We start from the raw sequence: 24,784 nt of genomic DNA, 5'->3' as shown, positions 1-24,784 counted from the left end.
TCATGTCGAAGCGGCCCTCAGCGCGCACGCGGATCGAACACGCGATACAGCGCGTCGGTCAGCAGGTTGACGGTGATGAACATCACGCCGATCACGAGCGTCGCGCCGAGCACCGCGTTCATGTCGGCGTTCAGCAGCGCGCCCGTCAGGTACGAGCCGAGCCCCGGCCACGCGAACACGATCTCGGTCAGCACCGAGCCTTCGAGCAGGTTGCTGTACGTGAGCGCGATCACGGTGAGCAGCGGCACCGCGATGTTGCCGAACGCATGCCGCCAGATCACGCGGCGCTCGGACAGGCCCTTCGCGCGCGCGGTGACGATGTATTCCTGGCTCAGCTGGTCGAGCATGAACGAGCGCGTCATCCGGCTCAGGTACGCGACCGAGTAGTAGCCGAGGATCGCGGCTGGCAGCGCGATGTGCGACACCGCGTTGCGGAACACGTCCCACTCGCCCGCGAGCGCCGAGTCGAGCAGCAGGCTGCCGGTGCGCGGGTCGACCATGCCGTCGTACACGGGATCGAGCCGGCCGGGGCCGCCGACCCAGTGCAGCCGCGCATAGAACAGCAGCAGCCCCATCAGCCCGAGCCAGAACACCGGCACCGAATTGCCGATCAGGCCGACGAAGCGCGCGATGTGGTCGATCGGCCGGTTGTGCTTCACCGCGGCCGCGACGCCGAGCGGCACGCCGAGCGCGATGCCGATCAGGGTCGCGATCGTCGCGAGTTCGAGCGTGGCGGGGAAGACGCGCCTGATGTCGTCGAGCACCGGGTTCGACGTCAGCAGCGACATGCCGAGATTGCCGTGCAGCACGTCGCGCGCGTAGATCAGGAATTGCGTGACGAGCGGCTTGTCGAGACCGAGCGCGATGCGCTCGGCCGCGTACGCCTCGGCCGACGCGCGATCGCCGAGGATCGCGAGCACGGGATCGATCGGCACCTTGCGGCCGATCACGAACGTTAGCGCGAGCAGGCCCGCGAACGTGACGGCGAGCGTGAGCGCCCAGCGCAGCACGCGCAGTGCCCAGCGAACGGCCGGGCGCCGCGCGGGCAGCGTGCGCAGTGCTTCGAGGGAGGAGGCGGGAGTCGACATGCGGCGAATCTTAAGGCTTCTTCAGGTTACGGTACGACACGAGATCGTTGATCGGTCCGACTTCGAGCCCGCTCACGCCGGGCCGCGTCGCGACCTGCGCGACTTTCTCGAACATGATCACGAACGGCGAGCGCGCGAGCATCTCCTTCTGCATCGCCTGATACCGTTGCGCGCGTTGCGCGGCGGTCGGCTCGGCGAGGGCGGCGTCGGTCTCCTTCGTGAATTGCGGAATGTCCCAGCTGTTGCGCCAGGCGAGCATTTTATAGCTCGACTTGTCGGAGTTGTCGGGGTTCCATGCAAAACCCTGCGCGTTGCTGTGCGGATCGATGTAGTCGGCCGACCATTCGCCGATGTAGATGTCGTGCTGGCGCGCGCGGTATTTCGCGAGCGTCTGCTTGTTGTCGCCGGGGATCAGCTGCACCTTGACGCCCGCCTGCGCGAAATTCGCCTGCACGGCCTGCGCGATCTCCGTGTACGGATAGTCGTTGCGCACATCCATCGTCACCGAGAAGCCGTTCGGCACGCCGGCCTTCGCGAGCAGCGCCTTCGCCTTCGCGACGTCGAGCTTGTACGGGTTCGCCTTCAGCGTGCCGAGGAAGCCTTCGGGCAGGAAGGTCTGATGCACCTTGTAGGTCGTCTTCACGACGTTGGCCTGGATACCGGAATAGTCGACCAGCCACTTCAGCGCTTCCTGCACGTCGGGCTTCGCGAGCGTCGGGTTCTTCGTGTTCAGGCCGAGATACAGCAGCGTCGCCTGCGGCGATGCCGCGACCTTCGCCTTGCCGGATTTCACGACCGCCGCGAGATCGTCCGGGCTCAGGTCGCGTGCCGCGTCCACATCACCGTTTTCCAGCAGCAGGCGCTGGCTCGCCGCTTCAGGCACATGGCGCAGCACGATGCGCTTCATCGCGAGCGGCAGCCGGTAGCCGTCGAAGCGCTGCAGCACGATGCTGTCGCCGGCGCTCCACTTGACCAGCTTGTAGGCGCCGGAGCCGGCCTCGTTGGTCTTCAGCCAGGCGTTGCCGAAGTCGTTGCCCTGCTGGTGCGACAGCAGCAGCTTCTTGTCGACCACCGACGCGGGCCACGAGCCGAGCACGTTCAGCACGAAGGTCGGCGCGTATTTGTGGTCGGTCGTGATCGACACCGTCTGGTCGTCGAGCTTCTTCACGTTCGCCGCGACGTTCGCCTTCGTGAGGCCGATGCCCGTCAGCACGGCGGCCGGGCCCTTGTCGAGCAGCACCGCGCGCTGGATCGACCACGCGACGTCGTCGGCCGTCAGCGGGTTGCCCGAATGGAACTTGAGCCCCGAGCGCAGCTTGAACGTATAGGTCAGCCCGTCGGCGCTCACCGTCCACGACTGCGCGACATCGCCGTTGAATTTCGACGGATCGCGCAGGTCGACGCGCACGAGCCGGTCGTAGGTATTCGCGACGTATTCCTCCGGCACCAGCTCGTAGATCTCGCCGGGATCGAGCGTCGTGAATTCGTCGAGCAGCGTGGCCATCACGAACATGTCCTTCGGCGTTTCCGCGTGCGCGGCGCGAAGCGGAACGGTGGCGAGAACGGACGCGGCGGCCAGTGCCGCGACGAGCCGGGAGGTCGGGAGTTTCATGGGCGCTTCTCCGTCTGTCGTTGAAATCGTTGAGGTTGTCGAAGTTGTCGAGCGTGAACGATGAGGGGAACGTGCATCGTCGTCACATCAACCGCCACGGGCCGCTCGCCGCGTTGTCGATCGGCGGCAACGCATGCGATCCGGGTAGTTCGTAGTGCCACCATTCGCTGTCGATATGCGCGAAGCCGGCCGCATGCATCACGCCGAGCAACAGCAGCCGGTTGCGTTGCACTGGCTCGGGCAACCCCGCGTGGAAATGGCCCGATGCGGCCACCATCTCGTCGAAGCCGGTGCCCATGTCGAGCGGCTCGCCGTGCGCGCCGACGAGCGTCAGGTCGAGCGCGGTGCCGCGGCTGTGATTCGAGCCGCGGCCGAGATCGGCGATGAAGTTCGGATCGGGCAGGAAATCCCACAGCACCTGCTGCGCCTGCGGCGGCCGGTATGCGTCGTAGATGCGCAGCGTGAAGCCGGCCTGCGCGGCGACGTCGACCGCGCGGCGCAGCGCGGCCTCGGCCGGTTCGAGTAGCAGGCAGTGCGCGCGGCGATAGATCGGCTTCCCGGTCAGGTTGCGCTCGGTCGCGTAGACGAGATCGATCTCGACGCGATGCGTGGCGGGCGTGATTTCGACGAGGCGGGGCGGGTTCATCGGCAGTCGGGTGCTCAGGATTCGAATTGGTCGAACGTGTGCTGCAGTTCGCGGTTGCGCGCGACGCGCCGGTCGATCGCGGGACCGAGGCGATCGACCACGGCAGTGATCAGCAGGTTGAACAGGCAGGTGAGCGGCGCGAGCGAATCCCAGAACTGGCCGACGTCAGTCTTTACCTGCAGCAGGTCGGCCGGCCATTCGCGCGCCCACGGGCAATAGAGATCGGTGACCAGCGCGAACGGCTGGCCGCGCTCGGCGGCCGCCTGGCAATAGCGGCGCGCGCTGCGCGAATAGGCGCGCACGTCGGTGACGATGCAATACGGCCGCTCGAATTCGGAATTCAGCGAGTCGACGTACGAGCCCGACTGACCGTCCGAATAGAACACGCGCGGGCGCAAGTACTCGAGATAGCTGCTGAACGCATTGCTGATGCCGCGGGTCGACTGGATGCCGAGGATGAACACGGCGTCGGCGTGCGCGATCCGGTCCGCGACCTGCGCGAACACCGGTTCCTCGGCGAGCCGGTACACGTGGCGGATCGCGTCGAGTTCGCGATCGAGCGACGACGCGAGCGCGCGGTCGTCGCTGTGGATGGCGGCCGCTTGGGTGCCGGCGGTGCCGTTGGTGCCGTTTGTGCGGCGGTATTCGTCGAGGCGGTCGGTGATCATCCACGGCCGGTCGGCGCCGCCGCGCAGCTCGCGTTTCAGGTCGTCGAGGTTGCGGTAGCCGACGCTGCGCAGGAAGCGCCCGACCGAGATACCGCTGGTGCCGGTCTGCTGCGCGATCTGGTCGGCCGTCTCGAGCCCCAGCCGGTCGAGGTTCGCGAGCATGTAGCTCGCGATGCGCTTCGCCGTCGGCGTCAGCTCGGCAAAGCGGGATTCGACGGTACGGGCGAAGGCGCAAGTCATCGGCTGTTAGATCTTTGTCGTTTGCTGACTGAATGTCATCTATCTGACAGAGCCAAAAAAAGCGGCGCCAGATAAAAAAAGCTATGCGATGGGCGCTGCGAATAGCCTGTCCACGGAGGTGCGCGCCGCGCCGGCCTAGCCATTTGCCGGTTGAGGGGGCGCTTGCAACTTCTCTAGCGGCCCGACATTCGCCGCACGGTGGTGGTTCATCGACATGCCCCGCAACTGAACCGCACGCCGACGCATGCCGCAGCGAGTGAAATGCGTGCGCATCGGTTTGCGTGTATCCCGTCTGCTTAATTGATAAGTGATGCGAATAAATGGCAGTACTAGCGAGGACGCTTCCGCCGAAATCGGACTGCGCCGCGGCCCGCGCCCGTCGTATGCACAGCAAACCGGCTGGCTCCTCTGCACCCGCCCGACATCGCAGCATACGTCCTTGCACTGCAACAATTACAAAACCCCAACTTGATCACATTAACTCATTAATCCAGCTTAATAATTCATTTAATTTTTAAGTCGACTTGTATTTAACTTGCGTCACGGCATGCCGATTTTCGAAAAACGAAAAAGCGGTGAACGTTGGTAGTGAATATTCGATTAATTGAAATGATGAAGAGGGAAACATGACGAATCTTTCTCGACGCAGGATGTTGACGAGTACGGCCGGCGCGATTGCCGCCGCGGGCATTGCGGTAACGGCCAAGGCGGCTTCGTTCGGCAATCCGGACAGCCCGCCGGAAGGGGCGATCAACGCGCGCAACAAGCAGGGATTGACCGACCCGGGGCCGAAGAATCCCGCATTGGCGAATCAATTCCCGTCTTTCCAGGATCCGCCGGCCACCGATATCAACGGCATGCCGTTATTCTGGGCGTCATTCAATAACGCGCATAAACGCATTCAAAACGGCGGATGGGCACGCGAAGTCACGCAGGACGATTTCGCGATTTCGGAAACCATTTCCGGCGTGAACATGCGGTTGACGCGCGGCGGCATTCGCGAGATGCACTGGCACCAGCAGGCCGAATGGGCAATCATGCTCGACGGCCGCTGCCGGATCACCGTGCTCGACGAACTGGGACGCCCGTCGGTGCAGGACGTGAAAACCGGCGATCTCTGGTATTTCCCGCCCGGCCTGCCGCACTCGCTGCAAGGAATCGGCACCGACGGCGCCGAATTCATGCTCGCCTTCGACAACGGCCGCGCGTCCGAATTCAACACGCTGCTGCTGACCGACTGGGTAGCGCACACGCCGCCGGACGTGCTCGCGCTCAACTTCGGCGTGCCGGCCGACGCGTTCAAGAACATTCCGCTCGACAACCTGTGGATCTTTCAGGGCGACGAGCCGGGGCCGCTCGCGGACGCCCAGCGTGCGTCCGCGTCTTCGGCCGGTGCGCCGCCGCACCCGTTCATCTTCTCGCTCGGCGCGATGAAGCCGTTCAAGAAGACGCGCGGCGGCGAGGTGCGAATTGCCGACAGCACGAACTTCAACGTATCGCAAACGATTGCGGCGGCGCTCGTCACCGTGCATCCGGGCGGCATGCGCGAGCTGCACTGGCATCCGAATGCCGACGAATGGCAGTACTACCTGCAGGGCGAAGCGCGGATGACCGTGTTCGACACGGGGCCGAAGGCGCAGACGGCAGACTTCCGCGCGGGCGACGTCGGTTACGTGAAAAAGAGCCTCGGACACTACGTGCAGAACACCGGCAACACCGATCTCGTGTTCCTCGAAATCTTCAAGACCGACCGCTATGCGGAGGTGTCGCTGTCCGACTGGCTCGCGCACACGCCGCCGAAGCTCGTCGAGGCACACCTGAATATCGCGCCTGACGTGCTTGCGCGGTTTCCGCGCAATCGTCCGGATGTCATGCCGCTGTAACGCCGCAGCGGCCGGCAAGCGGCAGGCCGGCCGCCGGGCCCGCTCCAGGGCCAGCCTTTCTCATTCGAACGGAACCCGACCATGATTCCCGTCACGAGCAAATCCAGCAGCGGCTTCGCGCTGCCCGATCTGTCCACCGATCGCGCCCATCGCGCCGTTCCCGCAGAGGGCGCGGCACGCGCGGCGCTGGAAGGGCGTCGCACCGGCATCGCCGCGCTGTTGCCGTTCGTCGGCCCGGCCGTGATCGCATCGATCGGCTATATGGACCCCGGCAACTTCGCGACCAACATCCAGGCCGGCGCCGCGTACGGCTACCGGCTGCTGTGGGTCGTGCTCGCCGCGAACGCGATCGCGATGCTGTTCCAGGCGATGTCGGCGAAGCTCGGCATCGTGACCGGTCGCAATCTCGCGGAGCTGTGCCGCGAACATTTTCCCGCGCCGATCGTGTGGGGCATGTGGATCGCGTCGGAGATCGCCGCGATGGCGACCGATCTGGCCGAATTCCTCGGCGGCGCGCTCGCGTTCGCGCTGCTGTGCCACCTGCCGCTGTTCGCGGGGATGATCGCGACGGCGCTCGCGACCTGCGCGATCCTCGCGCTCGAGAAGCGCGGCTTCCGGCCGCTGGAAGCCGCGATCGCGGCGTTGGTCGGCGTGATCGGCGCCTGCTATCTCGGCGAGCTGATGATCGCGCCGCAGGACTGGCACGCGGCCGCGTTCCATCTGGTCGTCCCGCAGATTCCCGATCGTGCGGCGCTGACGATCGCGGTCGGGATCATCGGCGCGACGATCATGCCGCATACGCTGTATCTGCATTCGGGCCTCACGCAGGATCGCATCGCGCCGCGCGACGATACGGAGCGGCGCCGGCTCATGCGCTTCTCGAACCGCGAGGTCGTCGTCGCGCTCGGCCTGGCCGGGTTCGTGAATCTCGCGATGGTGATGATGGCGGCGTCGGCGTTCCACGCCAGCGCGCCGGGCATGGCCGATATCGGCGACGCTTATCACACGCTGATCCCCGTGCTCGGGCCGGCGGCCGGCGTGCTGTTTCTCGTCGCGCTGCTGACGTCGGGGGTGTCGAGCTCGGTGGTCGGCACGATGGCCGGGCAGGTCGTGATGCAGGGCTTCATGCGGCGCCGCCTGTCGGTCTGGATGCGGCGCGCGGTGACGATCGCGCCCGCGTTCGCGGTGGTCGCGTGCGGCTGCGACGTCACACGTGCGATGGTCGCGAGCCAGGTGGTGCTGAGCTTCGTGCTGCCGATGCCGATGATCGCGCTGCTGATCCTGTCGGCGCGCAACGATGTGATGGGGCGCTATGCGATGCGGATGCCGTTGCGGATCGTCGCGGGCACGGCCACGGTCGTGATCGTCGGGCTGAACGCGTATCTGGTGTGGGCGGCGTTCAACTGAACGCCGCGCGCGGCGCAGGCGGGGCGACGGCGCTCGCGCCCGCGCGGCGGCCCCGAGCGGCCGCGCGGGCAGCGCCGTGAAGCTATTTTTTCAACGTCCGGTAGGACACCAGATCGTTGATCGGCCCGATCTCAGGCCCGGTCGTGCCGGGGCGCGTGGCGACCTGCACGACCTTCTCGAACATGATGATGAACGGCGAGTTCGCGAGCACGGACTTCTGCAGCGCCTCGTAGCGCTGCGCGCGCTTCGCGGACGACGGCTCGACGAGCGCGGCCTCGGTATCCTTCGTCAGCTGCGGGATGTCCCAGCTGTTGCGCCATGCGAGCATCTTCGTCTTCGACTGATCGGAATTGTCAGGATTCCATGCGAACCCGCGCGCGTTGCTGTTCGGGTCCATGTAGTCGGGCGACCATTCGCCGATGAAGATGTCGTGCTGGCGCGCGCGGTACTTGCCGATCGCCTGCTTCGCATCGCCCGGGATCAGCTTCACGCGAATGCCGGCCTGCGCGAAGTTCGCCTGCAGCGCCTGCGCGATCTCGATGTACGGATAATCGTTCGGCATGTCCATCGTCACGTCGAAGCCGTTCGGCAAGCCGGCCTTCGCGAGCAGCGCTTTCGCCTTCGCGACGTCGAGCTTGTACGGGTTCGAATTCAGCGTGCCGAGGAAACCTTCGGGCAGGAAAGTCTCGTGCACCTTGTAGGTTGTGCTGACGATGTTGCGCTGGATGCCGTCGTAATCGACGAGCCACTTCATCGCCTGCTGCACGTCCGGCTTCGCGAGATTCGCGTTCTTCGTGTTCAGGCTCAGGTACAGCAGCGCGGACACGGGCCACGACGCGACCTTGATCTTGCCGGCCTTGGTCAGCGCGGCGAGGCTGTCGGGGCTCAGGTTGCGCGCCGCGTCGACGTCGCCGTTCTCGAGCAGCAGCCGCTGCGCGGACGCCTCGGGCACGTGGCGCAGCACGACGCGTTTCATCGCGTACGGCGCGCGGTACTTGTCGAAACGCTGCAGCACGATGCTCTCGTTCGGCGACCACTTGACGAGCTGGTACGGGCCCGAGCCCGCGTCGTTGGTCTTCAGCCAGCCGCTGCCGAAATCGTTGCCCTGCTGGTGCGACATCAGCAGCTTCTTGTCGAGCACCGACGCCGGGCACGCGCTCAGCACGTTAAGCACGAAGCTCGGCGCGTACTTGCGGTCGGTTTCGAGCACGAAGGTCTGCGGATCGATCGCGCGCACCTTCTGCATCACGTTCGCCTTCGTGAGACCGAGATCGGCGAGCACGCCGGCCGGGCCCTTGTCGAGCTGGATGGTGCGCTGCAGCGACCACGCGACGTCGTCGGCGGTGACCGGGTTGCCCGAATGGAAGGTAAGGCCTGGGCGCAGCTTGAACGTGTAGGTGACGCCGTCGGCACCGACCGTCCACGATTGTGCGATCTGCCCGTCGAAGCGCGTCGGGTCCTTCAGGTCGACCCGCACGAGCCGTTCGTAGGTGTTCGCGACGTACTCGGACGGCACGAGCTCGTAGATTTCGCTCGGGTCGAGGGTCGTGAATTCGCCGAGCTGGGTGGCGACGACGAAGATGCCGGGCGGCGTCGCGGCCTGCGCCGGCAGCGCCGGAACAAGCGCGACGAGCGCGGCGCTGACGAACAGCCGGGACAGCAGATGCTTCATGCGGGCTCCGTGGAAAGAGAATCGTGGTGCGATTCTCTCATCGACGGCGGCCCGGATGAAAATATTCGACGGGCGCGCATGACGGCGCCCGCGGTATGGCTTGCGGGCCGGGCGGGGCGCCCGGCGCCGGCGGCAATCAGATCACGCAGCGCGCGATCGCGAAGCGCATCGCTTCCTCGGCCGGCTCGCTGCCCGAGCCGCGCACGACCTTGACGACGGAGCCGCGGCCCGACGGCGTGAGCGTGACGAAGTACGAGCGCGAGCCGACGGTGATGTCGGTCACGCCGTTGTGCTGCGACTGCTCGGTGCCGGACAGGCGGCTGTCGAGGCAGTTGGCGATCGCGTGTGCGGGGCGCGCCGACGACACGTAGATCATCGGCGCCGAGCCGGACGCGGCCGAGTCGGACGAGGGCGCGGAACCGCAGGCGGCGAGCAGGGCGGCGGGAAGGAGCAGCAGGAATCGTTTCATGATCGGAATCGTCGTGTGTGTCGTGTCGTGTCGAGGCTGGGGCGCGGGATACGCGAAACGCGGAGCTTCGCGACGAAACCGCCGGGATCGTGCCTTTTTTGAGATACGGGCGGCGGCTGACGTCGGAGTATACCCGCGGCACTTGACGGATACGGCATGCTGAAACGATTCGATACATAAGCGCCCGCTGTCGCGCGCGGCGGCAGCGGGCGTTTCAAAGGATGGCGAATCGACGCTTGCCGGCGTTACTCGCCGATCTTGTGGCTGACCGCGTTTTCCTGCCGGTTCAGCACGTGCTTTTCGCTCTGCTCTGCGTAATGTGGCCGCGATCCTCAGCGGCCCTGTCCCGCTCTTCCTGGCGGATCCTGCGGTCGTCACGGTGCAGGCGCGCGGCCCGGGCGTGCGACTTTCTCCTGTCGTTGCGCGCGAATCGTTGGCGCTTATCGAATCAACGCTGTGCCGGCCCCGGCTGTTGACGTTTCCGCCTGTATCGATTGCAAGTCTTTATTACATCCTCGAACAGCGATGACGCCGGTGAGCAAGCCACCGATCGAGCCAACGATAACGGCACGCGATCAATGCGCGCCCGCTGCCGCCGCGCCCGCGTCGTCGCCGCCCGAGCGCGACGGCCGGGTGATCCAGATCAGCGGAATGATCGCGATGAAGATGATCGCCGACACGTAGAAGATGTCGTTCAGCCCCATCACGGCCGCCTGCGAATCGACCGACGTATTGAAGAACGCGAGCGCCGAATCGGGGCTCAGGTGCAGCAGCGAACGCGCGCTGTCGAGCTGCTGCGCGAAGATCGGGTTGCCCGGGCTCGCCTGTTCGGTGAGCCGCACGTGATGCAGGATCGTCCGGTCGTTCCACGCATTGCTGATCAACGACGTGCCGACCGCGCCGCAGAACGTGCGGCCGAAATTCGACAGGCCGGCGGCCGCGGGAATCTTCTCCGGCGGCAGCCCCGACAGGATGATCGCGGTGAGCGGCACGAAGAACATCGCCATCGGAATGCCCTGCAGCAGCGTCGGCAGCACGAGATCCCAGTGCGACACGTCGGAATAGAACGTCGTGCGCATCATGAACACGACCGCGAAACCGACGAACGCGAACGTCGCGAGGTAGCGCGGATCGGTGCGCGGCAGGATGCGTCCCATCACCGGCGTCAGCAGGATCGCGAAGATCCCGAGCGGCGCGGTGGCGAGCCCGGAGTCGATCGCGCGATAGCCGAGATAGCCCTGCATCCACTGCGGCAGCAGCACCAGCGTGCCGAAGAACATCCCGTACGCGACCGAGATCGCGATCGTGCCGCCCGCGAAATTGCGCTGCGTGAAGAGCCGCAGGTCGACGATCGGATTGGCTTCGGTCAGCTCCCACACGAGAAAGAACGCGAAGCCGACCAGCGCGACGATGCCGAGCGCGACGATGACGGGCGAATTGAACCAGTCGAGATCCTTGCCCTTGTCGAGCATGATCTGCAGCGACGCAACCCACAGCACGAGCAGCAGGAGACCGACCGTGTCGATCGGCAGGCGGCGCACCGGCGATTCGCGATCGCGGAACACGAACCACGTGACCGCCGCCGCGAAGAAACCGACCGGAATATTGATGTAGAAGATCCACGACCAGTTGTAGTCGTAGGTGATCCAGCCGCCGAGCGACGGCCCCGCGATCGGGCCGACGAGCGCGGTCATCGACCACAGCGCGAGCGCCGTCGCCGATTTCTGCCGCGGCCATGCGCCGAGCAGCAGCGCCTGCGACAGCGGCGCGAGCGGCCCGGCCACTGCACCCTGCAGGATGCGCGCGGCGAGCAGCGTCGGCAGGTTCGGCGCGATCCCGCACAGCCACGACGCGAACACGAACAGCAGGATCGACGTGACGAACAGGCGCACCTGGCCGAAGCGCTGCGTGAGCCAGCCCGTCAATGGAATCGACACGGCGTTGGCGGCCGCGAAGATCGTGATCACCCACGTGCCTTCGTCGACCGACACGCCGAGCTCGCCCGAGATCGTCGGGATCGCGACGTTCGCGATCGACGAGTCGAGCACGTTCATGAACATCGCGAGCGAAACCGCGATCGTGCCGATCGCGAGGCGGGCGCCCGTCAGCGGGCCGGGCGGTGAGGAAGAGGACATGGCGTTCCTGCGTGATGAAGGGTGGTCCGTGCGGCATACGCTGCCAGTCGCGCACGTGTACGCGCGCGACGCCTGCGCGGGAGCACCACGAAGCGGACGGACACACGCTGCCCGCGCGCCGCCGGCCAGGCGGCGACGACGCGTTGCAGCGTGCGGTTCAGGCGTTGAATCGGAGGCGCGAAGCCGTGACGGACTTCGGCAGGCGGGCTAGTACCGGTCAGGAAGGCGCGACGCGCGTGACGCGTCGGCGCGCAGCCGGCCCATGGCTGCCATAGCGTGCGGTGTGTGTAGTGTCGTTTTGCATCGCAACAGGCTAACGATGCGACGAGCGGCGATCAACGCTTGCCTACTCATTAATTCCTTTCGTGTCCCGCAATAATCCAGACGGTACGCGTCGATTTCCGGTCGTGCGATGCCGGTTACGGCGCGTTCCGCCAACCGGTGAAGACTTCCGTCAGGAACTCGACGAAGATGCGCACCTTGCTGTCGAGCGTCGCGCGGCGCGGATAGAGCGCGTGCAGTTCGACGTCGTCGGTGCGGTGCCAGTCGGGCAACACGATCTCGAGTTCGTTCTTCTCGAGCCGCCGCGCGATGTAGTGCGTGGAGATCAGCGCGATGCCGCCGCCGCTCGCGGCCTGGCGCAGCACGGTGATCGATTCGTTCGAGATCAGCACGGGGCGGATCGGCACGTCGGCCACGTCGCCGGCCGCGTTGGTGAGCCGCAGCGTCAGGCCGGGCGCGTCGCGCCCCACGTACAGGATGTCGTGCTGCGCGAGTTCGTGCGGTGTCCGCGGGCGCCCGACGCGCTCGAGGTACGCGGGGCTCGCGGCGAGCTTCGCGTGCGACCAGCCGAGCGAGCGCGCGACGTAGCCGGAATCGGTCAGCATGCCCGCGCGCAGCGCGACGTCGAAGCCGTGCTCGACGAGGTCGAGCGGGCTATTGTCGTAGATCAGCACGAGCTGCACGCGCGGGTAGCGCCGGTGAAACTCCGCGAGCGCCGGCTCCAGTTCGAACAGTCCGATCGAGTAGGGCACCAGCACGCGCAGCGTGCCTTCGGGATCGGTGCGCAGCGCGCGGGCCTGGCGGTCCGCGTCGAGCAGGATTTCCTCCGCGCGCAGGCAGCGCTCGTAATAGTCGCGCCCGCCTTCGGTGACGGACACGCGGCGCGTGGTCCGGTACAGCAGTTGCACGCCGAGATCGTCCTCGAGTTGCTTGACCTTGCGGCTCACGCGGCTGAGCGGCATGTCGAGTTGCACGGACGCGGCCGTGAAGCTGCCGCGTTCCACCACGCGCAAGAATATCCGGATGCTCTCGAAGTCCATACAGGTTGTTTTTAGTGCTTGGCCTGCGCGCATCTTACCGTCGCCGGCGGAATGGCTTCATGTTGGTCATCCCAATTATCCCGCCCGCTGCAATAACGCATCCCGTGGGGCCGGTAGTGGCGGCCGTGGCGCGATCGTATGCTCGCCGCATGAAATTCGCTTTTCCCAGCCTGCCGCCGTTCGCGGTCGTGCGCACCACGCTGCGCGACGCATGGCCCACCTTGCCGCCCGGCGCGCTCGGGTTCGCGCTGCGCAACACGGCCGCCTCGTTGCTCGCGCTCTACATCGCCTTCCGGATGAACCTCGACGATCCGAAATGGGCCGCGTCGACCGTGTGGATCGTCGCGCAGGGCACACGCGGAATGGGGCTGTCGAAGAGCCAGTACCGGATCCTCGGCACCGCGATCGGCGCGGCCGTCGCGCTCGCGCTGACCGGCGCGTTCGCGCAGACGCCCGAGCTGTTCCTGACCGCGCTCGCCGCCTGGATCGGCCTGTGCGCGGGCGTCGCGACGTTCCTGCGGAATTTCCGTGCGTACGCGGCGGTGCTCGCCGGCTATACGGCCGCGATCGTCGCGATGGATGCGGCGTCCGCGCCGCTGCACGCGTTCGATATCGCGACCGCGCGGTTCCTTTACGTGATGGTGGGCATCCTGTGCGCCGCCGCGTTCGAAACGGTGTTCGCGCCGGGTTCGCCGCTGCGCGACGTCCGCACGCGGCTCGCGCGCTATCTCGGACGTGCGGTGGCTGTCGGCGCGGCCGCGCTGCGTCGCGAGCCGAACGCCGCGGCGGTTCACCGGCTGTTCGCGGAGGCGCTCGATCTCGACACCGCGGCCGAGTATGCGGCCGCCGGCGCGCCGCCGGTGCGCAACGCGATCGGCCATCTGCGCGCGGCGGCGCTCGGCGTGCTGTCCGCGCATGCGGCCGCGCAGGCGATCGAAGCGCATGCGGCGCGCAGCGGCGACTCGCCGGATCCGCTGGTCGCCGAGGCCGCGCGGGTGCTCGACGGCGTCGCGGCATCAGGCGAGGCGGGGCCCGAGATGGCGGTGCTGCGTGCGCGGGTGGATCAGGCGTTGCACATCGAGGCTGTCGAGCCGACCGGCTCGGATGACTCGCGCCTGCTCACGCTCGACCGGCTGAGCACACTGCTCGCCGGATTCGACGACGCGTTTGCCAACAAGGCGCGCGTCGACCTGCCGGTTCCGCCGCCGTCGCGGGTCCGCTATGCGTTTCATCGCGACGCGGTGCTCGCGTGTCACAACGGCATCCGCGCGTTCATCGCGGTGCTGGCCGCGTCGGCGATCTGGATCGTCACCGCATGGCCGTCGGGCGCCGGTTTCGTTGCGATCACGGCCGTGGTCGGCGCGTTGTTCTCCACCCGGCCGAATTCGGCCCGGGCCGCCATCGGGTTCCTCAAGGGCACGGCGTGCGCCGCGGTGGCGGGGGTCGTCTGCAACTTCATCCTGCTGCCGGCGGTGTCGGGCTTCGAGACGCTCGCGTACATCATCGGCGTGTTCATGATCGGCACGGGCCTCGCGATGCGCCATCCGCGCACCGCCGCGCTCGGCAGCGCGTTCGCGATCTTCTTCTGGAATTTCACGTCGCCCGACAACACCGCGCGCATCGGCGATGCGGCGTTCCTGAACAGCGCGTTGTCGACGCTGCTCGGCATCGCGTTCGGCGTGCTGGTGTTCGCGCTCGTGTTTCCCGGCGATCCGGGCACGAGCCGGCGGCGCCTGCATCGCGCGGTGCGCCGCGACCTGGCGGCGATCGCGCGCAACCCGCGCGGCTGGTCGGCAAGCGCGTGGCTCAGTCGTACGGCCGACCGGCTCGGGCGCGAGCTCGGGTTCGCGGGCAGCCTGCCGCAAACGCTGATCGAGCGCGACATGCGCGACCTGCTGGCGATCTGGGGCATCGGCGACGGCTTGCTGTCGCTCGCGGAACTGGCAGCCCGGGAGCCGGCCGCGCGTCGCGCGGTGGCCGTGGTGCGCGGCCGCGCCGCGCTCGCGGATTTCTCCCGGCTCGAGCGCAGTTGCGATATGGCCGCGCGATTGCTGCGGCGGCGCGTGGCCGATGTCGACAGCGACGACGCACGCGCGCTGCTGCGCGGCATCGTGTTGCTGAGGCGGATCGCGGACGCGGTGGCCGGGCACGGCCACTTCTTGCGCGGCCGCCGCGACTGAACGAGCAGCGGCCGACGGGGGCGTCGAAGGTGTCCGGCCCGTCAGGTGAGCCGATACGCCGGGCCGGGCGTCACTTCCGCCGGCAGCGGCTCGCGGTTCAGTTCGAGCAGCGTGCGCTCGATCATCCGCGTCATCGCATCGAGCGCGAGCTGGTTCGGCCCGTCGCCGAACGGCTCGGCGATCGCATGGGCGATCGCGTCGAGCGCGATCAGCGTATAGGCGACGAACACGGTGACGAACGGCGTCGCCGCGCCGATCGAGTCAACCAGGCCGAACGGCAGCAGCACGCAGTATGCGTAGATGGTCCGATGCAGCAGTACGTCGTACGAGAACGGGATCGGCGTCGATGCGATGCGCTCGCAGCCGCTCACCATCGACACGAGATCGTCGAGGCGTGCGTCGAGCATCCAGAGCCGTGTATCGGCGAGATGCCCGGCGTCGGCGCGCGCGGCGAATGCCTCGCGCAGTTCATGAACGATCGCGATCGGCGCATACCGGGCGGCGACGATGCGCGCATGGGTCCCGTCATCGAGCAGCGCACGCAGGTCCGCCGCCGGATCGGTGCCGCGCAGCTGATGCTTCAGCGCATGGACGAACGCGATGACCTTGCGCACGAACGCCTGCCGCGCGCCGTCGTCGGCGTCGATCCCGCCGTAGCAGAGTGCTTGCGACACCAGCGTGCGCGTGGCGGTCAGCACGCCGCCCCACAGCTGCCGCCCCTCGCGGTAGCGCTCGTAGCTCGCGTTGTTGCGAAACCCCGCGAAGATCGCGAGCGTGAGGCCGATCAGCGTGAACGGCGTCGGGTTCAGCGGCACCTTCTCGCCGAGCACGCGGCCGCCGCCCCACACCGCGACGAGGCTGATCGCGAGCGTCAGCACGAGTTGCGGCAGGATGGTCGGCAGCACCGATCCGTTCCAGACGAGCAGCATCCGCAGCCAGTGCTCGCGCGGCCGAACGATCATCGCGGCGCTCCGTCAGGCGGCAGCCGACGCCGGCGCGGCCGCGCGATGCAGCAGGACCGGCACCGACTTCGACGTCGGCGTGTTGCACACGTCGCCGACGCTGTCGAGCGGCACCAGCGGGTTCGTTTCCGGGTAGTACGCGCCGATGCAGCCGCGCGGGATGTCGTATTCGACGAGCAGGAAGCCGTTCGCGCGCCGCTCGATGCCGTCGTGCCACACGGTTTCCATGTCGACCCAGTCGCCGGCCTTCAGGCCGAGCATTGCCAGGTCGTCGCGGTTGACGAACACCACGCGGCGCTGGCCGAACACGCCGCGATAGCGGTCGTCCAGCCCGTAGACGGTCGTGTTGTACTGATCGTGCGAACGCGTCGTCATCAGCGTCATCAGGCGCTCGCCGTGCAGCGCGCGGGCGCGCTGGATCGGCGTGTCGGTCGGCAGTGCGTGCGCGATGAAGTTCGCCTTGCCCGTCGGCGTCAGCCATTCGCGATCGCGCGACGCGACGCGCAGGTGGAAGCCGCCGGGCCGCGCGATGCGTGCGTTGTAGTCATAGAAGTCGTCGAGGGTCGCCTCGATCGCATCGCGGATCTTCGCGTAGTCGTCCTTGTACGCGAGCCAGTCGATCTTGCCGCTGCCGAACAGCGCATGGCCCATGTGCGCGACGATCGCCGGCTCCGACATCAGGTTCGCGGAAGCCGGCTTGTTCATCCCGTACGACACGTGGACCATGCTCATCGAATCCTCCACCGTCACGCCTTGCGGCACGTTGTCCTGCAAGTCGATCTCGGTGCGGCCGAGCGTGGGCAGGATCAGCGCATCGCGGCCGTGGATCAGGTGGCTGCGGTTCAGCTTCGTCGTGATGTGCACGGAGAGCGCGCAGCGGCGCAGGCCTTCCCACGTGCGCGGCGTGTCGGGCGTCGCCATCGCGAAGTTGCCGCCGAGGCCGATCAGCACCTTCACGCGGCCTTCGAGCATGCCTTCGATCGTCTCGACGACGTCGTAGCCGTGATGGCGCGGCGGCTCGAAATCGAACACGTGGCCGAGCCGGTCGAGGAACGCCTGCGACGGCTTTTCCTCGATGCCGACCGTGCGGTTGCCCTGCACGTTCGAGTGGCCACGGACCGGACACAGGCCGGCGCCGGGGCGGCCGATGTTGCCGCGCATCAGCATCAGGTTCGTCAGCATCTGCACGGTCGCGACCGAATGCTTGTGCTGCGTGATGCCCATTCCCCACGTCGCGATCACGCGCTCGCTGCGTGCATAGCGCTGCGCGAGCGCGTCGATCTGCTCGTACGACACACCGCTTTCGGCCGTCAGCGCCGGCCAGCTTTCGTCGCGCAGATCGTCGGCGAACGCGTCGAAGCCGGCCGTGTGTTCGTCGATGAACGCGGTGTCGAGCACGCGCGGCGCACCGGCGGCGCGGGCGGCGTCGTCGAGTTCGAGCACACGCTTCGCCATCCCCTTGATCAGCGCGAAATCGCCGCCGATCGTCGGCTGGATGAACGTCGACGCGATCGCGGTGCCGGACATCGTCAGCATCTCGAGCGGGCTTTGCGGATCGGCGAAGCGCTCGAGCCCGCGTTCCTTCAGCGGGTTGATCGACACGATCGTCGCGCCGCGCTTCGCGCATTCGCGCAGCTCGCCCATCATCCGCGGATGGTTGGTCGCCGGGTTCTGGCCGAAGATCAGCAGCATGTCCGCGTGCTCGAAATCGTCGAGCGTGACGGTGCCCTTGCCGACGCCGACCGAATCGGGCAGCCCGCGGCTCGTCGCCTCGTGGCACATGTTCGAGCAGTCGGGGAAGTTGTTCGTGCCGTAGCGCCGCACCAGCAGCTGATACAGGAACGCTGCCTCGTTGCTCGCGCGGCCCGACGTGTAGAACGCAGCCTGATTCGGGTCAGGCAGCGCACGCAGGTGGCGCGCGATCAGCTCGAACGCGTCGTCCCACGCGATCGGCACGTAGCGGTCGGTGCGGGCGTCGTACACCATCGGGTCGGTCAGGCGGCCGTGCTGTTCGAGCTCGAAATCCGTCTGTTCGAGCAGCTCGGTGACCGTGTGCGCGGCGAAGAATTCGGGCGTCACGCGCTTGCTCGTCGCTTCGGCGGCCACGGCCTTCACGCCGTTTTCGCAGAATTCGAACGTCGACGCATGCTGGCGGTCGGGCCACGCGCAGCCCGGGCAGTCGAAGCCGTCCGGCTGGTTCTGGCGCAGCAGCGTGCGGTAGTTGCCGCCGGTGACCTTTTCCTTGATCAGGTTGATCGCGACGGCTTTCAGCGCGCCCCAGCCGGCGGCCGGGTGGTGGTACGGTTCGATGCGCGGGGCGGCGGATTTCTTTTTCATGATGCGGGTGCTCAGGGTTGATGCAGCGAGAGTACGCGCGGCGCCCGGGCTGCTGTGTGTACACCTCTTATCTTCAAAAAAGAGTACAGTTTCGGCCATTCAGGCAGTGCGGGCCGCAACTGTGTTTTTGAAGGGAAGTTGAAAGGGAGGCGCGTGAAGCGTTACGAACAACTGGCCGACGAGCTGCAGGCGCAGATCGAGCGCGGCGTATACCGGCCGGGCGAGCGGATTCCGTCGGTGCGGCAGGCGAGCCGGCAGCAGCAGCTCAGCGTGACGACCGTGCTGCGCGCGTATCTCGTGCTGGAGAGCCGCGGCCTGATCGAGAGCCGGCCGCAGTCCGGTTATTTCGTGCGGGCGCGGGTCACCGAGCCGGTCGAGGCCGAGCTGCACACGTCGGCGCCGGCGGCCGAGCCGTCGGCGGTGGACGTCAGCCGGCTCGTGCTGTCGACGCTGCGCTCGATCGCGCGTGACGATGCGGTGCCGCTCGGCTCGCCGTATCCCGACGCGTCGCAGTTCCCGGTGCAGCGTCTTGCGCGCTACGCGCAGGCGATCGGGCGGCGGCGCACGCGCTGGGGCGTGATCGACGACCTGCCGCCCGGCAACCAGGAACTGATCCGCCAGATCGCGCGGCGCTACGCGGAGCGCGGGATCGCGGTCGAGCCCGGCGAGATCGTGATGACGATCGGCGCGACCGAGGCGATCAACCTGTGCCTGCAGGCCGTCGCGCGGCCGGGCGATACGATCGCCGTCGAGTCGCCGACGTTCTACGCGATGCTGCACGCGATCGAGCGGATGGGCATGCGCGCGCTCGAGGTGGCGACGCATCCGGGCGACGGCATCGATCTCGACGCGCTCGAACGAATCCTCGCGCGCGAGCGCATCGCCGCGTGCATGGTGATGCCGAATTTCCAGAATCCGCTCGGCTTCCAGATGCCCGATGCGCGCAAGCGTGCGCTCGTCGAGCTGCTCGCGAAGCACGGCGTGCCGGCGATCGAGAACGACGTCTACCACGAGCTGCATTTCGGCGACACGACGCCGAGCGCGCTGAAGTCGTACGACCGCGACGGGCTCGTGCTGCATTGCGCGTCGTTCACGAAGAGCCTGTCGCCGCGCTACCGGATCGGCTGGGCGATGCCGGGCCGCTATCGCGACCAGGTCGAGAAGCTGAAATTCCTGAACACGCTCGCGACGCCCGCGATCGAGCAGCTCGCGATCGCCGAATACCTGAAGCACGACGGCTACGATTTCCACCTGCGGCGGATGCGCAAGCAGTATGCGCAGCAGGCGAGCCTGATGAGCGCGATGGTGCGGCGTTTCTTCCCGGCGGGCACGCGGCTGTCGCAGCCGCAGGGCGGGTACGTGCTGTGGGTCGAGTTGCCGCCGCGGGTCGACGCGATGAAGCTGTATGCGCTCGCGCTCGCGCAGGGCATCACGATCGGGCCCGGCCACATGTTCTCGGCGAGCGCCGATTACCGGCATTTCATCCGGCTCAACTACAGCTATCCGTGGTCGCGGCAGATCGAGGACGCGTTGAAGGTGGTCGGGCGGCTCGCGTCCGAGTGCGCGGGGCGGTGAGCGGCGCAGGGCGCGCCGCGCTGCGGATTTGCGAGCGGCGGCGCGTTGCGGGCCGCCGCGGCAAGCATTACTGCGCGTGCGGCGCCTGTTCGCCTTGCGCCACGCCGGCCATCCGGCGCATGTCGAAGCCCGACGGGTGCTGGTACACGCGCAGCCCGAATTCCGGCAGCACCGCGATCAGGTGATCGAACAGGTCGGCCTGGATCGTCTCGTAGTCGACCCAGCTCGTCGTGTCGGTGAAGCAGTACAGTTCGAGCGGAATGCCTTCCGCCGTCAGCGGCAGCTGGCGCGCCATGCACGTCATGTCGCGGCGGATTCGCGGATGGCCCTTCAGGTAGTTCGCGACGTACGCGCGGAACGTGCCGAGATTCGTCAGCTGGCGGCGGTTCGCCGGGCATTCGCCCGCCGTGCCGAGCGTGCCGTTCCATTGCGCGATCGCGTCGACCTTGTCTTCCAGGTAGTCCTTCAGCAGCGTCAGGCGTTCGAGCCGTGCGATCTCGTCGTTGTCGAGAAAGCGGACGCTCGTCGCGTCGATGAACAGCGCGCGCTTGATGCGGCGCCCGCCGGCTTCGGTCATCCCGCGCCAGTTCTGATAGCTCTCGGTGATCAACTTCCACGTCGGCACCGTGATGATCGTGTGATCGAAGTTCGCGACCTTCACCGTATTCAGCGTGATGTCGATGACGGTGCCGTCCGCGCCGGCCGACGGCATCGTGATCCAGTCGCCGATTCGCAGCATGTCGTTCGACGACAGCTGCACGCCGGCGACGAGGCCGAGCAGCGTGTCCTTGAAGATCAGCATCAGCACCGCCGACATCGCGCCGATGCCCGACAGCAGCAGGCCGATCTGCTTGCCGGTCGCGTCGCCGATCACGACGAGCGCGGCCGTGATGAACATCACGAGCTTGACGAGCTGCATCGCGCCTTTGAGCGACAGGCGCGGCTGGTCGCGATGGCTCATGCGATGCGTGTGTTCGAGCGCGGACAGCGTCGCGCTGATCGTCATCGACAGCAGCAACACGATCAGCGCGAACAGCACCTTGTCGGCGGCCTGCGCGGCCGCGGCCGGAATCCCGGGCACTGCCGCGAGCCCGAGCTTGATCACGACGAACGGCACGATGCGGTTCAGCCACTTGAATGCGCCGAATTCGAAGAGCGCGTCGTCGATGCGCGTTGCCGATAGCCGCGCGAGGCGCGCGACCACGCGGAACAGCAGGAAATGGACGGCGGCGGTGATCGCGCCGGCGGCGGCGAGCAGGATGAGGAGGCCGACGAGCGGCGCAAACCAGGATTCGTTCAGGGTCATAAGGGCAGGCAGGGTCTTTCTCGTGCGTTGAATCTGCGCCGCGATGCGGCGCGCGCCCGATGAAGGGCACATGAAAGGACCGTGATTGTGCCATCGGGTTCCGGGTGTGTGCGGCGAATGCATGACGTGGGGCTCCCGGATATCCTCACCGTTGTGTGGTTTTTGCTGGGATTCACGTCGCGCAACACACTGTGCACTTGCCACGCGATGCCCGCGCGGGGCACGATGCGCGAACGACTTCGCGCCTCCCGTTTCCACGTCGATCAGGTCATCCACGCATTTCACGCATGCAAGATTCCAACGAAAGCTGGCCGCCACGCGTGCGACTGCTGAAGGGCGTTCTGCCGATTCGCCGCGCGTCGGCCATCCGCGACGTGTTCGCGGGCATCTGGCAGGGCCGAGCGATGAAGGCAATCATTGCCATCCTCAAGGTGACGTTGGCCGTGGTTGCTGTATGCCTGATCGCCGCAATCGCCTTGATGTTCTTGCCGGCCAACATAAGGAACGCGATCACGCTTTTCTCGCTGAAGAATGCGAAGCCCACGATCTTCGCGATCACGTCGATCGTCGTCGTCCTCTTCATCTACCGGCTTGCTAGAAGTCCGGGCCATTTGAGTCGAGCGAAGCGCGTAAGTCTGGCGATCGTCATGCTCGGATTTTTGGGATTCTTCTACCTCGTCAGCGTTCGCGGGATCACGACTGACGACACCGATTGTCAGCGCTACGACTACAACGCCAAACTGAATGGCGGAATCAAGCAGGTCGGCGGCACAACCTACATCGTGAGCATCTGCGGAAGCGGCGGCCACGGCAACGGCCTTTTTGCCGATCAAAATGAGCAAGTCAAAATCGTCGTGGCCGATGCACACGGATCGACGCGGGCAACCCGGCTGTTTTTCGTGTTCTGGGGCGGGCGGCCGGGCTACGAGCCTATCGAGATTCACGATGGAAAATTGTTCTACTTCGATGCGTCGGATCAGTACGACGGCATGCGATCGATTTCGATGCCACCCACCACGGTTGACTGGATAGCAGCGAGAATTCCAATTTGGCTTCGCTGAGCTCGTCGATGCGCCGCACGAGCGCCGAATCGGCGTGCTGTTCGGGCGCGTGAACCGTTACCTGCATGCGGACATGGCGCGCCACCCGATCACGGAGATCGTCGGCGCGTCATGTCTTCCCGACGCTGCATCAGACGCTGGAAGCAGCGGGGCATGACGCCGGCGCAGCAGCAGCTAGGTGCCGTGTAACGGCACGCCCCGTCATTCAGCGCGAACCGACTCGCGCACCCCCGTCGGCCGTGCGCCCGCGCCGCTCGACCATCGCGGCAGCCGCAGCGTCGTCACGAAGCTCGCCGCATGCAGCGCGCAAAGCAGGCCGAACGCCCACGCGTAGGCGGCTCCGTGCGTGCCGCCCGTCGACACGGATTCGGCCTGCAGCCGCCATGTGAGAAACAGCGTGCAGAGCGTCGTGAACGTCGGGCCGCCGAGGCGCTGAACGATATTGAGCGACGTCGTCGCCATCGGCAGGTTGCGCCGTTCGACCGACGCATACGCGGCAGACATCGACGGGATGCCGATCGCGCTCTGGCCCATTCCGCGCACGAACAGCGCGGGCACCAGCACGTAGGGATCGTAGCCGGTCAGCGCGAGATACACGATCGGCAGCGTCGCGACGAGCGCGAGCATCGCGCCGGCGGCGGCCAGCCGGCGCACGCCGAACCGGCTCGTCAGCGTACCCATCAACGGATACGTGACGAGCATGCCGAGCCCGAGCGGAGCCAGCAGCCAGCCCATCTCGCCGGGCGAGCGGCCGCACGCCTGGATCAGGAATACCGGAATCAGCATCTGGCCCGCGTAGATCGCGCCATTCGACAGGAACTGCGTGGCGGCGGCCGCGCCGAACACGCGCGCGCGAAACAGCGCGACATCGATCAGCGCACGCTCGCCTTTGCGTCGCTCGACGCGCAGGAACGCCGCGAGCAGCAGCACCGAACCCGCGATTGCCGCGATACCCGGCACGGCGTCGATCCGCTCCGCGCCATACAGGAACAGCACGAGCGCCGGCGACAGCAGCGCCAGGCCCACCCAATCGAGTTCGCGTCGCTGCGTTTCGTCGCGATCGCCGGGCAGGAACCACACGGCCAGCGCAAGCGCCAGCGCGCCGACCGGCAGGTTCACGAGAAAGAGCCAGCGCCACGACGCGTGCTGCAGGATCGCACCGGCGACGACAGGCCCCAGGATCGGCGCGATCAGCACGGGAACTGCCGCATAACCGATCACGCGCGCCATCTGCTGGCCGGCCACGCGCGCGATCATCATCTGCGCCATCGGCGCGAGCAGCCCGCCGCTGACGCCTTGCAGCACACGGAACGCGATCAGCGACGGTGCGGACCACGCGAGCCCGCACAGCGCCGACGTCAGCGTGAACGCGGAGAAACACCACAGGTACAGCGCCTTCGCACCGATGCGGTCGACGAGCCAGCCGTTCAGCGGCAACACCAGCGTGAGCGCGAGCAGGTAGCCGCTCGTCACCCACTGGATCGTCGACAGGCTCGCGTGCAGGTCGGTCGCGAGGCTCGACAGCGATACGTTGACGATCGTCGCGTCGAGCTGCGACAGCAGCCCGCCGAGCGTCGCGACCGCGCTGACTTTCCAGATCGCCGGATCGAGCCGGCCGGCCGCATGGCCCGGCGCCGGCCGAGTGCGCGTGTCGTTCATGCGCCGCGCCGGTCGAGCAGCGCGAGGATCTCTTGCGTCGAACCCGTCTCGCCGAGACGCGGGAACACCCGTTCGACGCTGTTCGTGTGCGCGTCCGCGTTGAGGTCAGTCATTGCGTCGACCGCCAGCGTCACGTTGTAGCCGAGCTCGTGCGCCTGGCGTGCCGTCGATTCGACGCCGATGCTGGTCGCGACGCCGGTCAGCACGATCTGCGTGATGCCGGCTGCTTTCAGATGCGCGTCGAGATCGGTGGCGGTGAACGCGCCCCAGGTCTTCTTCGTCACGACGTGGTCGCCCGGCTGGCGGTTCAGTTCGGATACGAGGTCGGTCCAGTCGGCAGGAAGGGCATCCAGACGTGCCTGCTGCTGCGTGCGGCCCGGCGCGCCGCCGGCGACGTTGACGAGTACGACCGGCAGCCCGCGCTCACGGAATGCATCGAGCAGTTCGCGCGTGCGATCGATCACCGGGGCGACGGGGTGGGACGTGGGCAGCGCGACGATGCCTTTTTGCAGGTCGATGACGACGAGCGCCGTGTTCGTGTCGAGACGGGTTGTGCTCATGG

Annotated in this window: 18 protein-coding genes and 1 pseudogene; 6 read left to right on the top strand and 13 right to left on the bottom strand. The window is 67.0% G+C overall.

From position 1 onward, the window contains the following. Positions 1-17: 17 nt before the first annotated feature. The 4 genes from BAMB_RS20155 to sapR form a co-directional block, all read right to left on the bottom strand. Positions 18-1,088 carry an ABC transporter permease gene (locus tag BAMB_RS20155; protein ID WP_011659017.1) on the bottom strand — a complete coding sequence of 357 codons (1,071 nt, stop codon included), beginning with the start codon at positions 1,086-1,088 and terminating at the stop codon, positions 18-20. Positions 1,089-1,098: 10 nt separating this feature from the next. Beyond that, a complete protein-coding gene (locus tag BAMB_RS20150) occupies positions 1,099-2,700 on the bottom strand; it encodes an ABC transporter substrate-binding protein (RefSeq protein ID WP_011659016.1) in 1,602 nt (533 codons plus the stop codon). Between the two features lie 82 nt (positions 2,701-2,782). Beyond that, positions 2,783-3,346, bottom strand: a complete 564-nt coding sequence (ddpX, locus tag BAMB_RS20145) for a D-alanyl-D-alanine dipeptidase (protein WP_011659015.1) — start codon at positions 3,344-3,346, stop codon at positions 2,783-2,785. 14 nt (positions 3,347-3,360) lie between these two features. Then, complete coding sequence (gene sapR, locus BAMB_RS20140; RefSeq protein WP_011659014.1) at positions 3,361-4,254, bottom strand: sap1 transcriptional regulator SapR; 894 nt, start codon at positions 4,252-4,254, stop codon at positions 3,361-3,363. Between the two features lie 626 nt (positions 4,255-4,880). On the opposite strand from sapR, the gene BAMB_RS20135 reads away from it, so the two are divergent. Continuing rightward, positions 4,881-6,137 carry an oxalate decarboxylase family bicupin gene (locus BAMB_RS20135; protein WP_011659013.1) on the top strand — a complete coding sequence of 419 codons (1,257 nt, stop codon included), beginning with the start codon at positions 4,881-4,883 and terminating at the stop codon, positions 6,135-6,137. Between the two features lie 81 nt (positions 6,138-6,218). Further along, positions 6,219-7,544 (top strand): Nramp family divalent metal transporter, encoded by a 1,326-nt coding sequence (locus tag BAMB_RS20130; protein ID WP_011659012.1) that lies wholly within the window; start codon positions 6,219-6,221, stop codon positions 7,542-7,544. Positions 7,545-7,626: 82 nt separating this feature from the next. Here BAMB_RS20130 and BAMB_RS20125 read toward each other — a convergent pair whose 3' ends face one another. The 4 genes from BAMB_RS20125 to BAMB_RS20110 all read right to left on the bottom strand — a co-directional run bounded on the left by BAMB_RS20125 (position 7,627) and on the right by BAMB_RS20110 (position 13,142). Beyond that, entirely contained in the window at positions 7,627-9,216 is a 1,590-nt protein-coding gene (locus BAMB_RS20125; RefSeq protein ID WP_011659011.1) for an ABC transporter substrate-binding protein, read from the bottom strand. A 136-nt stretch (positions 9,217-9,352) separates the two neighbouring features. Next, on the bottom strand, positions 9,353-9,685 hold the full coding sequence (locus tag BAMB_RS20120) for a sugar ABC transporter ATPase (protein WP_011659010.1): 333 nt from the start codon (positions 9,683-9,685) through the stop codon (positions 9,353-9,355). 575 nt (positions 9,686-10,260) lie between these two features. Then, on the bottom strand, positions 10,261-11,820 hold the full coding sequence (locus tag BAMB_RS20115; RefSeq protein ID WP_011659009.1) for a DHA2 family efflux MFS transporter permease subunit: 1,560 nt from the start codon (positions 11,818-11,820) through the stop codon (positions 10,261-10,263). Between the two features lie 419 nt (positions 11,821-12,239). Beyond that, positions 12,240-13,142 (bottom strand): LysR family transcriptional regulator, encoded by a 903-nt coding sequence (locus tag BAMB_RS20110; protein ID WP_041491486.1) that lies wholly within the window; start codon positions 13,140-13,142, stop codon positions 12,240-12,242. Between the two features lie 149 nt (positions 13,143-13,291). Here BAMB_RS20110 and BAMB_RS20105 point away from each other — a divergent pair, with 149 nt between their 5' ends. Beyond that, complete coding sequence (locus BAMB_RS20105; protein ID WP_011659007.1) at positions 13,292-15,322, top strand: FUSC family protein; 2,031 nt, start codon at positions 13,292-13,294, stop codon at positions 15,320-15,322. Positions 15,323-15,363: 41 nt separating this feature from the next. Here BAMB_RS20105 and BAMB_RS20100 read toward each other — a convergent pair whose 3' ends face one another. After that, positions 15,364-16,284 (bottom strand): bestrophin family protein, encoded by a 921-nt coding sequence (locus BAMB_RS20100; protein WP_011659006.1) that lies wholly within the window; start codon positions 16,282-16,284, stop codon positions 15,364-15,366. 12 nt (positions 16,285-16,296) lie between these two features. After that, a complete protein-coding gene (locus tag BAMB_RS20095; RefSeq protein WP_011659005.1) occupies positions 16,297-18,621 on the bottom strand; it encodes an FdhF/YdeP family oxidoreductase in 2,325 nt (774 codons plus the stop codon). Between the two features lie 153 nt (positions 18,622-18,774). Here BAMB_RS20095 and BAMB_RS20090 point away from each other — a divergent pair, with 153 nt between their 5' ends. Then, positions 18,775-20,196: an aminotransferase-like domain-containing protein gene (locus tag BAMB_RS20090; RefSeq protein WP_011659004.1), complete on the top strand. Its 1,422-nt coding sequence runs from the start codon at positions 18,775-18,777 to the stop codon at positions 20,194-20,196. 67 nt (positions 20,197-20,263) lie between these two features. Here BAMB_RS20090 and BAMB_RS20085 read toward each other — a convergent pair whose 3' ends face one another. Then, the gene (locus BAMB_RS20085; protein ID WP_041491485.1) at positions 20,264-21,502 is read right to left on the bottom strand and encodes a mechanosensitive ion channel family protein; all 1,239 of its coding nucleotides are present in this window, start codon (positions 21,500-21,502) and stop codon (positions 20,264-20,266) included. 191 nt (positions 21,503-21,693) lie between these two features. Here BAMB_RS20085 and BAMB_RS36290 point away from each other — a divergent pair. Together BAMB_RS36290 and BAMB_RS34930 are read left to right on the top strand one after the other, a co-directional pair. Further along, positions 21,694-21,891, top strand: a pseudogene (locus BAMB_RS36290) (hypothetical protein); the annotation flags it as partial. A gap of 15 nt (positions 21,892-21,906) precedes the next feature. Further along, positions 21,907-22,563 carry a UbiA prenyltransferase family protein gene (locus BAMB_RS34930; protein WP_041491660.1) on the top strand — a complete coding sequence of 219 codons (657 nt, stop codon included), beginning with the start codon at positions 21,907-21,909 and terminating at the stop codon, positions 22,561-22,563. Positions 22,564-22,764: 201 nt separating this feature from the next. Here the strand turns inward: BAMB_RS34930 and BAMB_RS20075 are convergent, their stop codons facing one another. After that, positions 22,765-24,222: a DHA2 family efflux MFS transporter permease subunit gene (locus BAMB_RS20075; protein WP_011659002.1), complete on the bottom strand. Its 1,458-nt coding sequence runs from the start codon at positions 24,220-24,222 to the stop codon at positions 22,765-22,767. Beyond that, positions 24,219-24,782, bottom strand: a complete 564-nt coding sequence (locus BAMB_RS20070) for an isochorismatase family protein (RefSeq protein WP_011659001.1) — start codon at positions 24,780-24,782, stop codon at positions 24,219-24,221. Before BAMB_RS20070 ends, BAMB_RS20075 begins: the two co-directional genes overlap by 4 nt. Positions 24,783-24,784 lie beyond the last annotated feature (2 nt).

It is taken from the genome of Burkholderia ambifaria AMMD (assembly GCF_000203915.1).
GTDB lineage: Bacteria > Pseudomonadota > Gammaproteobacteria > Burkholderiales > Burkholderiaceae > Burkholderia > Burkholderia ambifaria.
The sequence above is the reverse complement of the archived record's forward strand: the minus strand, read 5'-3'. Positions and strand labels throughout refer to the sequence as shown.